Annotated in this window: 13 protein-coding genes and 1 pseudogene; 2 read left to right on the top strand and 12 right to left on the bottom strand. The window is 57.5% G+C overall.

Translation table 11 applies throughout. The annotated features are described in order from the left end of the window. Positions 1–207 precede the first annotated feature (207 nt). Both N2601_RS30820 and N2601_RS34315 read left to right on the top strand, forming a co-directional pair. Positions 208–975 (top strand): winged helix-turn-helix domain-containing protein, encoded by a 768-nt coding sequence (locus N2601_RS30820; protein WP_311319475.1) that lies wholly within the window; start codon positions 208–210, stop codon positions 973–975. Between the two features lie 352 nt (positions 976–1,327). Continuing rightward, positions 1,328–1,483, top strand: a pseudogene (locus tag N2601_RS34315) (IS5/IS1182 family transposase); the annotation flags it as partial. Between the two features lie 501 nt (positions 1,484–1,984). Here N2601_RS34315 and N2601_RS30815 read toward each other — a convergent pair. The 12 genes from N2601_RS30815 to N2601_RS30760 all read right to left on the bottom strand — a co-directional run bounded on the left by N2601_RS30815 (position 1,985) and on the right by N2601_RS30760 (position 13,861). Beyond that, entirely contained in the window at positions 1,985–2,998 is a 1,014-nt protein-coding gene (locus tag N2601_RS30815; RefSeq protein ID WP_260305794.1) for a 1-aminocyclopropane-1-carboxylate deaminase, read from the bottom strand. A gap of 355 nt (positions 2,999–3,353) precedes the next feature. After that, the gene (locus tag N2601_RS30810) at positions 3,354–3,617 is read right to left on the bottom strand and encodes an exopolysaccharide production repressor protein (protein ID WP_260305792.1); all 264 of its coding nucleotides are present in this window, start codon (positions 3,615–3,617) and stop codon (positions 3,354–3,356) included. Positions 3,618–3,631: 14 nt separating this feature from the next. Further along, on the bottom strand, positions 3,632–3,961 hold the full coding sequence (gene fdxB, locus N2601_RS30805) for a ferredoxin III, nif-specific (RefSeq protein ID WP_260305791.1): 330 nt from the start codon (positions 3,959–3,961) through the stop codon (positions 3,632–3,634). Continuing rightward, positions 3,958–4,161: a CCE_0567 family metalloprotein gene (locus tag N2601_RS30800; RefSeq protein ID WP_260305790.1), complete on the bottom strand. Its 204-nt coding sequence runs from the start codon at positions 4,159–4,161 to the stop codon at positions 3,958–3,960. The genes fdxB and N2601_RS30800 overlap by 4 nt, the downstream gene beginning before the upstream one ends. A 25-nt stretch (positions 4,162–4,186) precedes the next feature. Then, entirely contained in the window at positions 4,187–4,675 is a 489-nt protein-coding gene (locus N2601_RS30795; RefSeq protein WP_260305789.1) for a NifX-associated nitrogen fixation protein, read from the bottom strand. Positions 4,676–4,687: 12 nt separating this feature from the next. Beyond that, entirely contained in the window at positions 4,688–5,188 is a 501-nt protein-coding gene (nifX, locus tag N2601_RS30790; protein WP_260305788.1) for a nitrogen fixation protein NifX, read from the bottom strand. Then, positions 5,154–6,545: a nitrogenase iron-molybdenum cofactor biosynthesis protein NifN gene (nifN, locus tag N2601_RS30785; protein ID WP_260305787.1), complete on the bottom strand. Its 1,392-nt coding sequence runs from the start codon at positions 6,543–6,545 to the stop codon at positions 5,154–5,156. Before nifN ends, nifX begins: the two co-directional genes overlap by 35 nt. Then, positions 6,545–7,987: a nitrogenase iron-molybdenum cofactor biosynthesis protein NifE gene (gene nifE / locus N2601_RS30780; RefSeq protein ID WP_445945072.1), complete on the bottom strand. Its 1,443-nt coding sequence runs from the start codon at positions 7,985–7,987 to the stop codon at positions 6,545–6,547. Before nifE ends, nifN begins: the two co-directional genes overlap by 1 nt. A gap of 112 nt (positions 7,988–8,099) precedes the next feature. Beyond that, on the bottom strand, positions 8,100–9,641 hold the full coding sequence (gene nifK, locus N2601_RS30775; protein WP_260305815.1) for a nitrogenase molybdenum-iron protein subunit beta: 1,542 nt from the start codon (positions 9,639–9,641) through the stop codon (positions 8,100–8,102). Between the two features lie 125 nt (positions 9,642–9,766). Continuing rightward, positions 9,767–11,269, bottom strand: a complete 1,503-nt coding sequence (gene nifD, locus N2601_RS30770) for a nitrogenase molybdenum-iron protein alpha chain (RefSeq protein ID WP_260305785.1) — start codon at positions 11,267–11,269, stop codon at positions 9,767–9,769. A 103-nt stretch (positions 11,270–11,372) separates the two neighbouring features. Beyond that, positions 11,373–12,266, bottom strand: a complete 894-nt coding sequence (gene nifH, locus N2601_RS30765) for a nitrogenase iron protein (RefSeq protein WP_104825721.1) — start codon at positions 12,264–12,266, stop codon at positions 11,373–11,375. A 620-nt stretch (positions 12,267–12,886) separates the two neighbouring features. Then, on the bottom strand, positions 12,887–13,861 hold the full coding sequence (locus N2601_RS30760; protein ID WP_260305784.1) for a LysR family transcriptional regulator: 975 nt from the start codon (positions 13,859–13,861) through the stop codon (positions 12,887–12,889). Positions 13,862–13,874: the final 13 nt, after the last annotated feature.

The raw sequence follows: 13,874 nt of genomic DNA, 5'->3' as shown, positions 1-13,874 counted from the left end.
CATAACATAATCGACAAAGGCAGCACCTACCCAGTCCGCTTATTCCCAGGCCGCTATGGCGGAAAAGGCCTGCTAAGTAAGATGATCTCGAGAGGTCTATTGGAAGAAACGATTTATCTTCGGAGTCCGCCGTTTGATGATTCCGCAATCAACCGCTGGACTGTTCCGGCTACTAACTGGAAAATTGATCTTTAATTGGAGAACTACATGGAGCGTCAGGTCGAATGCACGTACGAAAGGCCCTGCATAATGCCGAATGACGCTGCGAGTCGGAGTTTCATACCACCCCCACTGGTGCTGATCGCTGCGGCAGATGATAGCTTTCGCATGTTTTTGGAACATATCGTCAAAAGTCACGGCTTGATTGTAACCGGGGCGCGCGATGGCGAGGCGCTAGCCAACCGCCTCCAAACAATCGCGCCAGATCTCCTCCTTCTTGAATCACGTATCCCCGGTGTGGAGACGCAGGCACTCTGTAAACAGCTCCGCCTGGACCAACGGACGCGGTCAATGTCGATTATAGCGCTTGCCGCTGAAGGTGACGAAGTGAGCCACCAAGGATTGCTAGAGTCCGGTGCCGATCAATATCTGACCAGACCATTTTCCCCGGAGACAGTCATGACAAGCATTGGCGCGATCTGGCAAGACACAAACCAAGATCCCGCTCCCGGTGAACGAGAATTCTTCGCCTTTCTCGACCTCGAACTGGATATCAGCACCTATCGCGTAAGGCGAAACGGCCGCACGATTCATCTTGCTCCCACCGAGTTTCGATTGTTGCACCATCTCATAAAAAGCCCCCGTAGGGTGTACTCGAGGGACGCACTGCGGGAGGCAGCTTGGCTGCGCACTGTTCATCTTGGGCCCCGCACAGTCGATGTTCACATCGGCCGCTTGCGAGCAGCCCTCAATTCGGTCGACGGACAGTCTCTAATACGCACCGTACGATCCGTAGGATACGCGCTTTCCGAATAGACGCTCCGCATACCTTCCATAACCACTAAACCTATCTTTAGTGACTAGTCGGCCGTGAAGTATCGGGAAGCTGCTGATATTCATGGTAGATTTTCGGCTTCCGAGTAATCGATATCGCAAGAATGGGCAGGTTTTCGATCTGTTTTCTTGCGATTTCAGATTTCGGTTTCGTGATGGGCCGAAGCGTGATTCAATCCGCCATCGGCGATGAATCGGAGCCAATAAATGTCGAGACCTGATGAACGGCGCGAGACGGGAGAGCAGGATCTGTTCCGGTCTCGCCTTGATCAGATCATCGATCTGAAGCACGAACTTGTCCGGCTGGCGCAGACGATCGATTGGCCGTTCCTACTATCTTGCCGGACAGCAGGGCGATGCCCTCAATGCCGTTCTGGCTGCCGCCGGCTACAATTTCTCGCTCCTGCTCAGGTGGTTCAGGCTACTTTTGTGCCTGCTCGCAGCAATGCTTCTGGCTTCTCTGTCGCGATCCCGCCAAATCCCCACCTAAAAACCACCCTAAAGCCATAACCAGGCAAACGATCGACGCCGAAAATCATGCGCCGCCAACCGAAACCGGCGTTCTTCACGGGCGACTGACTATCCGATTCGTCAAATCAACACAGCCGGCACAATATCGTTCATCAGCCAAGCCTATTCGGCTCATAACGCATCCTCCGGCGCATCATTTGGGTCGATTAGCAACGAGTTATAGGCGGACGTTGCTTAGCCAGAAAAGCTGGCTCTACCCTCATAGCCATGTTCACTGCTCCCTCCTGGCTTGGGTATGGGGAATGACCACAGCTCACGCTCGATGAGATGATGGAATGATCAAAAACTCCGAGGTTCGGTAGGGGCAATATGGTGTGGATCCGCCGCATTGAACGGGAAACATTCAGCACACTGTACCCGATTGTTTGTGGCCCTGTCAGTCATAGGACGTGCGCTCCAAACTTCTAATTCCGTGACCGCAAGCGAACTTTCGTGGACGTTGGTCGCAACACGCCTTGGGTCAGCCGTTGCGAAACGTGTAGCTGTAAGCATTGATTGCCGGCGCGCCGCCGAGATGCACGTAAAGAATCCTCGATCCTTCCGGAAAGAAGCCTTTGCTGATGAGATCCATCATCCCTTGCATTGATTTGCCCTCATAGACGGGATCAGTAATTATCCCTTCCAGCCGCGCGCAATGGCGGATGGCCTCCTTCGTTTCCTCGGAAGGAATGCCATAACGGGGGTGCGCATAGTCCGCGAGCAATACCACATCATCGTTGGCGATTTCCTTTCCGAGTTCGACGAGCTTTGCAGTTTGCCGGGCAATGTTGAGCACCTGTGACTTGGCCTGGAGGGGAGTTGCCGAAGCATCGATACCGATCACGTTGCGCTGTCGCCCATCCTTGGCGAACCCAACGACCATGCCGGCTTGCGTTGAGCCCGTCACCGTGCAGACCACGATGTAGTCAAAGGCAAAACCAAGCTGATTCTCCTGCGCGCGAACTTCCTCGGCAAAGCCCACATAGCCCAAGCCGCCATATTTGTGGACAGAGGCACCCGCAGGGATCGCGTAGGGTCTGCCGCCCCTTTGCTTGACGTCGTCGAGCGCCCGTTCCCAACTGCTGCGGATGCCGATATTGAAGCCGTCATCGACCAGCCGCACCTCTGCTCCCATGATCCGGCTTAAGAGGATATTGCCAACGCGATCGTATATAGCGTCCTCATATGGTACCCAATCCTCCTGCACGAGAAGGCATTTCATGCCGATCTTGGCGGCAACCGCAGCGACCATCCGCGTATGGTTGGACTGCACGCCACCAATGGAGACAAGCGTGTCGGCATCGGACGCGATCGCGTCCGGGATGATGTACTCAAGCTTGCGGAGCTTGTTGCCGCCGAACGCCAGCCCCGAGTTGCAGTCCTCGCGCTTGGCATAGATCTCCACCTTTCCCCCTAGATACTCGCTGAGACGGTCAAGCTTTTCGATAGGCGTAGGGCCGAAGGTAAGGGGATATCGTTCGAAATTTTTCAGCATGTTCTCTCCAATGTGGCCTTAAATCGAAGTCGGTCATGCACGATCCTTAAGCGACGGACGGCACTCTCACACGTTCCAAAGATCCCACTGTCCCCGCGCCTTCATTGGTCATCGAGACGACGCAACCCGCAGGCCAGTGCTCTGCGCTTCAGCGTCAACGTGACCGAACAGCACTCTCCAGGTTGCGACACCGTGGAAACGATCGCCGAAGGTCATGTCGTGTAGTTGCTCCAATAGCGTCATGCTCGATGATCAATGTCTTCCAAGCAGCCCGAGGCTCGCAACTGATCTGTTCCCGACCCTCAACGGCAGCATTACCGCGCCATCGTGCCGAGCTGGAGGACAACGGAGTAGTTCAGTCTTTATTTTCGCAATGCCCTGGCCGGTAGCGCATTTCCTCGAGATCATCAAAACGCAAGACCCGCCGGCTCCTCTTTAAAGCGCAACTGGCCCGCCAGATCAGGAAGAGCACGCTTCCGAAATAGGCCACCTGAAGAAGGAGCCAAATATCCACCGTCGTGACCATTGCGCTGCGGATGGAATGTGAAACGAAGTAAGCGCCGAGAAGGCTGAAGCACATGACTAGTTGCAGGAGGCGACAGAAAATTGCAAAAGGCACAGCGTTCTCCGGGTTTATACGCCAGCACATGAAGCGAGCTTGTCAGCCGCAATATGAATCTGACAGTTCTTCGGGCAGACGCGGGCGCAGGCACCGCAGCCGATACAGCGCCCTTCCTGATCCACGACCATGATCATACGACTGAGTTCGCCATCGAAGTCATCGTCTTCGTCATCGCAGATGCCGAGGATTTCACCCGCTTCACTGGCGCCGTAAAGGTGCATGACCTCGCGCGAGCAGACCTTGAAACAGCGGCCGCAGCCGATGCAAGTTTTGCCATCAATGCCGGTCAGATACTCCGGCATCCAGTTGGATCCATCGCGGGTAACGAAAGACCCCGTCATCGGGATTCCTCCAATACCGCAAGCTCTTTCTTCGCCGTGTTCAACTCGGCGAACGCGTCGAACGTTTTTTCTGCGATCGTCTTGATCTTAGGCCAGTTGACCGGCAGGTCCTCGGCAAGGTCGTGCAACTCCATTTTCGCAGTTGCCGCTCGTGACTGGAGTTTACGGACCTTCTTAAGCTGCTCTACAATGTCTGACATTATCTTTTTCCTCAAAAACCTGATTTCATGGCGCCCGCGCCACGTCGGGATAGGCTTTGATGGCGACGATCGCATCATCGACCAATTTCGTGCCGGCCTCGGCGAGCTTGCGAAGCGTCTCGAAGCCGAACCGATGCACGTCTCGGAGCGTCTTCGACAAGACGACCAAACGCCCTGTCGTGAGAACCACTCGCCCGAAGCCCTCGGGGTTCATCGTCACGATCGAGGAGGCGACGAGGCCGGATTGCCCCTCGATTTCAAGCCCGACGCAGGTGTAAAAGATCTGAAGCCTACAAATCACGTCCGGATCGGGGTCGCCGATGATCGGCATCTGCCGGCGCTGCTCCTTCGACACAATGAAATCGGCAAGCAGGTCGGTGTCCGATTTTCCCTCCCACGACCCATGGGCATCCTGCGCCCTCACCAAGCGAACAAGGCGTTTCAAGAACGGCGTTGCCATTGCGTCGCTATCATCATCTGCGACTGGGTTGGCGAGGCTGATAGGCGAAGTCATCTCCGATCTCCTTTAATCCTCATCGTCGAAGAACGGTTTGGCGAGACCCATGCCGGCGTCTGCAAGCACCTTGCGCAGCCATGGCGGAGGCGCAGTTTTCAGCATGGTCTGGGTGCGCGTCAGGACCTCCTCGATGGACGATGGCTCCGGCACCTTGATCGGATGGATTTTTGCCGCGACGACCTTCGCGGCGGAGGGACCGCCGATCGCCAGACAGAACAGCAGATGGCATCCCTTCAACGCCTCAACCCTCATCGTGATGCGATCAGTGCCGCCGTCGTTCGTGTGCTTGCCGCTTTCGTCAGTTGCTTCGCCAAAATCGACGGCTTCGACGATTTCCCAGCCGGTTGGGGTGACGTCATAGACAGCAAAAAGCTTGGCAGATCCGAAATGTGCGTTCAGCCTCTTCAGGTCCTGTGTCGCGATCGCAACGCGCAGAACTCCCTTCGGGCACTCTGGCGCAGGGGCTGGCCCCTCGTCAGTGACGAGTGAAAGACGTCTGACGGCGGTCATCTTTTGCCTCCATGTCTTGCAAGGGATTGAGCGCTTCGGGGCTCGGCCGGCGGCAGTTCGACTGGAAAATGTTGGCGGCCTCGAACAGGAAGTTGCGCGCGCCCTCATAGAGAATGGTTTTCTTATGCTGGCTGCCCAGCCGATCGAAGATCGGAAAGCCGACCCTCATCAGCGGAACGCCAAGCCGCTCGGCCGCCTGGCGGCCGTGGGAGTGGGTCACGATCAAGTCACCGCCAGCGTGACGCGCCATGGTTTCGAGATCGGAAAGGTCGCCGACCTGCACAGCGTCGGCTGGCACCTTCTGCAGAATGCAGCTGGTACCGGTGGTCGAAACGGCGGCGACTATTTCAGCGCCCATACCCTTGAAGAACGTCGCAAGTTGAAAAAGATGATCTGGCTCCGCGGCAATCGCGATGCGCTTGCCGCCGAAATGAAAATGGCCGTCGAGAAGCGCGTCCTGGAGCTGTGCGCGGCGCCGCCGCACAGCGGGCGGCACAGGATTGCCGGCGATCATCGCCAGCATCGTCATGAAACGGTCGATTGCCTTTAGGCCGACAAGCTGCTCGAAGAGGACATAAGGCACGCCGGTCTTGGCCTGCAGGGCCGCGGCGGCCGTACGCATATGTTCGCCGATCGCAACCGCCTGGAAGCAGGTGCCGAGTTCGCGGATTTCCTCGACCTTCGTACCGCCATAGGTGGTCGGCACCCAACGGTCGTCAGGAACCGTGCCGTCGAGCGAGCCCGAGACGTCCGGCAGGATCACGGACTTGAGACCAAAGCTTTCGACCGTTTCGCGCAGAAGCTCAATATCGGCTACCGTCAGGTGCCAACCGGGGAGGATCGCAATCTTCTTCAGATCGCGTGGCCGGCCGCCCGGGGTCGTAATGCCTTCGATCATGGAGGTGACGGCCTTTGCCCAACCCTCCTCGATCGCACCGTCGAAATCCGGTGTGCTCGCTAGCACGACCTCGGTACCTGCTAGCTCTTCGGCACGCTCCAGCTTGATATTGGCAAGATCGCCCTCGAAATTTTCGCCGCGGGTTTCGACCAGCGCCGTCGTGCAGATCCCGATCAGCTTCGGTTTTGCGCGTTTTTTAACATTAAGGAGCGCCTCTTCCAGATTGCCGGCGCCGCCGAGGATCGTCGCCACTGCGTCCATCGCCGTTGTCTGCAGGGGAATCGTCTCCTTGAAATGGCGTACAAACAGCACCAGCGCGAAGCTGGTGCAACCTTGGCTGCCGTGGAACAGCGGTATCGCACCAGCAACGCCAAGATAGGCCAGAGCGGCACCGAGGGGCTGCGACGATTTCAGCGGATTGACCGCCGCCGACTTGGTCTGCGGGAGAATGCATGCCATCAGCTTTCCTCACCAGTTGCGGATGCCGCTGGCGGAGGCGCCGAGATCTGTGAGGCGGAGAAGGTCCCCGTCTCGCTTTGCATGTTTTGCAGTTCTTCTTTCATTGCGGGCTGGGCGTCCCATGGTGCCGGCTCCCGCAACTCACTCCAGATCGGGTTGTGGATAGCAAGATCGATCTGGCGAACGAGCTCCACCATACCGGCATAGCCGGCATAGGGATGATGGCGCTCCTGGTTGATATCAAGCCAGGGCGTTTTTGCCTTCAGCGCGATATATTGCGTGCGCCCACCAGATAGCATGATGTCGGCTTTGTGCTCTGCGAGAATGTCGTACATCTCCCGCGGTCCCATCGATTCGAACATGCGGTGATCCTCCTTCAGAATTTGCTTGATGCGCTCCTTGTCTTCGGCCGTCGATTTCTTGGTCGAGGTGCCGACAATTTCGACGCCGATCTCCATTAGCGCGTGGGCAATCGACCAGGCCTTCACGCCGCCGGTATTGAGCAGCACGCGTTTGCCTTGAAGCCGCGCCCGGTATGCCGCGAGCTTTTTCCATGCAATCGCCTCCTGCTCTGCGATCAGTGCTTCGGTGCGCTCAAGAATTTCTGGATCGGCACCTTTCCTGACGAGCAGCTCAGCGATCTGCCGCAGCGATTGCGAAGTATCGGTGATGCCGTAGAAGGAGCCTTCGAAGAACGGAATATCCCAGAGTTCCTCCATTTTGCGGGCAAGATTTATGAGTGCGGTCGAGCACACCATCATCGCTGCCCGGGCACGATGGGCGGAGGCGATGTCACGATAGCGTGCGTCACCGGGGATGCAGGCGCGTACGCGGATGCCAAGCCGGTCAAGAAGCGGCTTTACCAGCCAGAACTCGCCGGAAAGATTGAATTCGCCGAGAATATTGATGTCGTAAGGACCAGCATCGTCCGGCTCCACCGTGCCGATGACATGATCGAGCAGCGCCTCGCCGGCGAGCTTGTTTCCAAGATTCTTGGAGCCGGAAAAGCCGGGCGCATTGACCGGAACCACCGGCAAGCCGAATCTTTCCGCAGCACGCTTGCAGACGGCTTCAATGTCGTCGCCGATCAGCGCAGTAACGCATGTCGAATAGACAAAGATCGCCGGCGGCGCGTAGGTTTCCTTGATCTCGCGGATCGCTTTGAAAAGCTTCCGCTCGCCGTGACCCATCACCACGTCGAGTTCCGTGAGATCTGTGGTGAAACTCGTGCGCCAGAGCGTCGGGCCGGACGAAGCCGTACCGCGGTTATCCCAGGAATTGCCTTCGCAGGCGAGCGGGGCATGGATCAGATGCGCGACGTCGGTGATCGGCTGCAGCACGATCTTTGCGCCGTCGAACGCGCAGCCGCCGGCTGCCGCCCCGGGAGTGAGGGGCTTGGAACAGCCCTTCTTGCGGACATTGGCATCTTTGCCGCGGTTCATCTCGCAAGCGGGCTCCTCGAAGACGTCCTGGATCCTGGCATCGAGCGAGCGGCTTGCGCCGGTCTTGGATGTCGATTGCAAGACGTTCGGCGGCGGAGCCGAGCGTTTGCCGTTAGCGTGTGAGGTCATAGGAATAGTCCGTGACACCTGTTTGGTTCGTCTCGCGGTCAAGTTTGTCGAAGATCGTATCGAGGATTGTTGTTAAGACACGCAGACCGCCTTGGTAGCCCATCAGCGGGAAGCGATGATGATGGTGCCGGTCGAAAATCGGAAACGTCAGGCGGATCAGCGGCGTGCCGGTGTCGCGCTCCAGATACTTGCCATAGGAATTGCCGATCAGGAGGTCCACCGGTTCGGTGAAGAGCAGCGAGCGCAGTGCCCAGAGGTCCTTGCCCGCCCAGACCTTGGCATCCTTTCCGAACGGCGAGGATGCAAGCAATGCCTTCATTTCGCTTTCCCACACAGATGTGCCGTTGGTCGCCAGGCAATGTGTTGGCTCGCCGCCGGTTTCCATCACGAACCGGGCCACCGCATAAACAAAATCTGGATCGCCGTAGATCGCGTATTTCTTTCCGTGCAGCCAGGCTTGGCTGTCCGCCATGGCGTCGACGAGGCGCCCACGCTCCAGTGCGATCGCGGAAGGGATTTCCTTGCCGGAAATCACCGCGATTTTCATGAGCAATTCGTCGGTCGCGGCGACGCCAAGCGGATAATGGAAGGAAGCTGTCGGCTGTCCGAGCTCTTTGCAATATTCCAGCGTCTTGCGGGTGTTGTAGTGCTGCAGCGACAGTGTCGCCTCGGCGCCAAGAGCTTCCTTGACGTCTCCGATCGTCGTACCGCCATCATACATGCGATACATGCCGTCCGAGGGAGTATCGAACTGGTCGGATGCATCCTGGATGAGGGTATACGATACGCCCATGAGGTCGAGTAGGCGCTTGAGCTCGCGGTTGTTGCCGACGCAGAAGCCGTCGAACCCCGGGATGATGTTGATGGTGCCGTTCGGTTCCTTGCGCTCCCTGCCCTTCCAGAAGTGCTCCAGGATGCCCTTGACCATGCCGTCATAGCCGTCGACGTGGCTGCCGACGAAAGCAGGTGTGTGGGCGAAAGGAACGTCGAAGTCTAAGGGGACCGAGCCTTCGCTCTTGGCGTTTTCGATAAAGCCGTGCAAATCGTCACCGATAACCTCCGCCATGCAGGTGGTCGAGACGGCAATCATCGACGGGTCGTAAAGCGCATAGGTATTGGCGAGCCCATCGACCATGTTCTTCAGTCCGCCGAATACCGCCGCGTCCTCAGTCATCGAGGACGAAACCGCCGACGAAGGCTCCTTGAAATGTCGCGAAAGGTGCGACCGGTAATAGGCAACGCAGCCCTGGCTACCATGGACGAAGGACATGGTCCGCTCGAAGCCCGCGGCTGCAAAGACGGCGCCGAGCGGCTGGCAGGCTTTGGCCGGATTTATCACGAGGGCTTCGCGCGCGAGATTTTTCTCCCTGTATTCCCAGGTCTTGGTGTACTCGCTTTGATCGGCAACGACCTGGTCCGGGTGCGGACATTCGAAATTCAGCTTCTTTTCGGCAAGCATTCGCCTGTATTCCGGCTCGCGGAACAGGGGCGCGTGGTCGAGAATTTTTTCCGCCGACTGCGGCATGGTAATCGCCTTTCTTTTCATCGTGCCGCACCCATGGCGGCAAAGGACGTCGAGATGATTGAGGTTTGCGGATCAAGTCCGCGGCGAGAGCCTAGCCTGCCCCTGCTCCAAGACAGGCCAGGCCCTCATTCGGCCGCAACCGCCTCAGCCGGCGCGACCTTTTTCTTCCAGGGGGCGTCGTAGAGATCCCAGACTGGATTGTTGATGGCGAGGTCCATGTCTTTGGCAAAGATGGCAAAGCCGTCGTAGCCATGATACGGACCGGAGTAATCCCACGAATGCATCTGGCGGAAGGGGATGCCCATCTTCTGCACCGGGTACTTTTCCTTGATCCCGGAACCAACGAGATCGGGACGGATCCCCTCGATGAATTTTTCCAGTTCATAACCGGTCACGTCGTCGTAGATGAGAGTGCCTTTTTTCACGTAGTGTCCGGTGCGCTGATAGTCGTCGCTGTGGGCGAACTCGTAGCCGGTGCCGACGATCTCCATGCCGAGATCCTCGTAGGCCGTGACCACGTGACGAGGGCGCAAACCGCCGACGTAGAGCATCACCGTCTTGCCTTCGAGGCGCGGTCGGTATTTGGCGATGACGGCGTCGACCAAAGGTCGGTACTTGGCGATGACTTTCTCGGTCTTTTCCTCGATTTCAGGCCCGAAATGCTTGGCAAGCTTGCGCAGAGAGGCTTCGATCTGCGAGGGACCAAAGAAATTGTATTCCATCCATGGAATGCCGTACTTTTCCTCCATGTGCCGACAGATGTAGTTCATCGACCGGTAGCAGTGGATGAGGTTGAGCTTGGCCTTCGGCGCCCGCTCCACTTCGGCAAGCGTTGCGTCTCCCGACCAGTTGCCGACCACGCGCAACCCCATCTCCTCCAGGAGGATGCGCGTGGCCCACGCATCGCCGCCGATATTGTAATCGCCGACGACGTTGATGTCGTAAGGACCCGCCTCGAACTCGACATCCGTTTTATCGAAAACCCAGTCCCGGATGGAATCGTTGGCGATATGATGGCCAAGTGACTGCGATACGCCGCGGAAACCTTCGCAGCGCACCGGCACGATCGTCTTTTCGTATTCCTTCGCCTTCTTGCGCGACACAGCTTCGATGTCATCGCCAATCAAACCGATCGGGCATTCCGATTGGATGCTGACGCCTTTGTTCAGCGGGAATAATTCCTCGATCTCATCGATGATCTTGTCCAACCGCTTGTCGCCGCCGAAAACGATGTCTTTTTCCTGAAAGTCGGAGGTGAACTGCATCGTCACGAAGGTGTCGATCCCTGTCGTGCCGACATAATAGTTGCGACGCTGCGACCAGGAATATTGGCCGCAACCAACCGGTCCGTGGGAGATATGGACCATATCCTTGATCGGCCCCCACACCACACCTTTGGAGCCGGCATAGGCGCAGCCGCGGATCGTCATCACGCCCGGAATGGATTTGATATTGGATTTGACGCTGCATTCGGAAAGGACATCCTCCTCCTTTTCGGTCGCGTCTGCGCCCGTTGCAACGCTGAGGTGCTTGTTGCGGCGCTTCGCCGCCTTGTCCGGATACTGCGACAGCACGTCCGCAATAAGCTTTTCATGCAAAGCGCCGTTTTTCTCGTAGTCGAGGCTCATAGGGCCTGCCCTCTTTTAAGGTTCGGATGACGCCTCGCGCTGAGGCGCGTTCTGAGGAAGGACGCGCCGGGTCAAGGGCCGGCGCGTCCGTCGAAAGCGGCGGTTATTGGGCGGCCGCCACCTTCGATTCCTTGGCCTGGAGTTCCGCAAGCATCTGCTCGTCGGTCTTCATGATGCCGAAGTCGAGCAGCATGTCCTCGAGCTCTTCCATGGTGATCGGGGTCGGGACGGTCCCTTGACCCGAATTGGCGTGAATTTTCTCAGCCAAGGTGCGATATTCTCCGGCCTGTTTGGAATCCGGCGCATACTGGATGACCGTCATTTTCCTGAGCTCGGCGTGCTGGACGATGTTGTCGCGCGGCACGAAATGGATGAGCTTGGAATTGAGCCTAGACGCGAGGGCCTCGGCGAGGTCGACTTCTCGGTCTGTCTGGCGCTCGTTGCAGATCAGACCACCGAGCCGCACGCCGCCTGCATGGGCATATTTCAGGATGCCTTTGGCGATGTTGTTCGCCGCGTAAAGCGCCATCATTTCGCCGGACATGACGATGTAGATTTCCTGGGCCTTGTTCTCGCGGATCGGCATGGCGAAGCCGCCGCAGACGACGTCCCCGAGCACGTCATAGGAGACATAATCGACATTGTCGTAGGCGCCGTTTTCCTCGAGGAAGTTGATGGAGGTGATGACGCCGCGGCCGGCGCAACCAACACCCGGCTCCGGGCCACCGGACTCCACGCACTTAATGCCTTTATAGCCGATCTTGAGCACGTCCTCGAGTTCGAGGTCTTCCACCGAACCTTCCTGTGCTGCTAGATGCAGCACGGTGTCCTGCGCCTTCGAGTTCAGGATCAGGCGGGTGGAATCGGCTTTGGGATCGCAGCCGACGATCAGGATCTTCTGCCCGAGATCGACAAGGGCTGCGAGCGTATTTTGGGAGGTAGTGGACTTGCCGATGCCCCCTTTGCCGTAGAATGCGATTTGACGCAAATCTGACATGTTGCCTTCCTTCTTTCGTTCCATCCATCGCGGAATACGGTCGGCAGCTCGCGCCGCCCGCCAAGAAGCGTTTCAAAACGCGTGCCAAGTGGGTGGCCGACTTGAAGGGAAACGCTCTTCATTGTTTTTCAGCTATTTAGCCGCGCCAAACATGTGCGCAAACTGGACAAACCTTTGTCGCGGGCCCGACAAATCTGACGCAAGGTGTCGCGTTAAACTGATAAAGTCTGGCGGTCGGAGGGTGCCGCAGGTTGGCAAAGACTAAAAGCAGGGCCAAAGAACTTTTAAAATTGGAGACAAACCAACATCGAATCGTGCCAGTGGCGAAGGACTCGATTCTGCGTGAAAACAACGCCAAACCAGTTGAGGCCCCAACTGCTTGTTGCGCCGCATCGTGGCCCGAGCATCGAAAGCGGCATATCCATGCGGCGCGACACATACACACGCACGAAACAGATAAGACCAGCCCTGGCAATTGATGCGTTTTTAGACCCAGCGGTAAGGGCGGGGTTCCAGGTGAGCTGGGCAATATTCCTGGTGGCCGGTTGCGGGCAGGCTCACTTAGTCCAATAGCTTGGAAGGTTTAATTGCATCGAAGCGGCTTCAAGCGAGCCGCACATTCATCCGGCGTAAACTTTCGGACGAGTGGGCTTCATTGTCGGAGCATCTTGACGTTCCGCAGTCGGAGGGGGAGGCATCCGAGCTGCCTCCCGAATTAATGTCTCCCGCATCCAAAGGCTTGCCGCATCGCTATTGTGAAGCGCGGGCCATTGGAGGGCCTCTGTTAGTGTGGCGATCGGAAGCGGAAGCTCCATGATGCGCAGGGGCGTCGTTTTCGCGCAGTGCTGCGCCAGCCGCAGAGGCATTGTCCCAATGCGGTCGGTACCCGCCAGCATGGGCGGTATCATGCTAAAGGATTGCACCACGACCTCGATACGTCGCTTGAAACCACGCTCACGCAAATACCACTCGTCAATGGCGGGTCTGCGGCTATTTCCAAACCTGACCGCAACATGACCCATCGACATGTACTGCTCGAACGTGAACGGCTCTATTAGCTGCTTGTTCGTACTGCACCCTACGCACACGAATATATCGTCGAACAGTGCAGCATGAGGATGCTTCGACATGAACACTTCCGGCATAATGAGAAAGTCGACGTCGCCGCGCTGGAGGAGCTCATCGAAGTCGTCTGAAACAGGTAGAAACTCAAAGCTGATGGCAGGAGCTTCCTGCGCCATACGCTCGACGACTTTCTCAAGAAACACGAGTGTGACGTAGTCGGAGAGGATGATCTTGAAGCAGCGATCTGAATGAGCCGGGTCGAACGGTTCCCAGGTAATAACGGAGAGCTGGATATACAGCAAAGCCTCTCGGACCGCTACGGCCAGCCTTTCGGCACGTGGCGTTGGGACAAGTTCACGGCCAGCCATCGTAAAGAGATCGTCGTGGAAATACGTTCGCAGCCCCGCGACGGCCGCGCTCATTGCAGGCTGGCTCAGATGGATGCTTCGTGCCGCTGCCGTGAGGTTGCGCTCGGTCATGAGGGCGTCGAGCACGACAAGGAGATTTAGATCAAGACCTTTAAAGCGCATGTTTTCCTTCATC

It is taken from the genome of Rhizobium sp. CB3060 (assembly GCF_025200735.1).
Lineage (GTDB): Bacteria > Pseudomonadota > Alphaproteobacteria > Rhizobiales > Rhizobiaceae > Rhizobium.
Note: the sequence above shows the minus strand (reverse complement) of the source record. Positions and strands in the feature narration are given on the sequence as shown.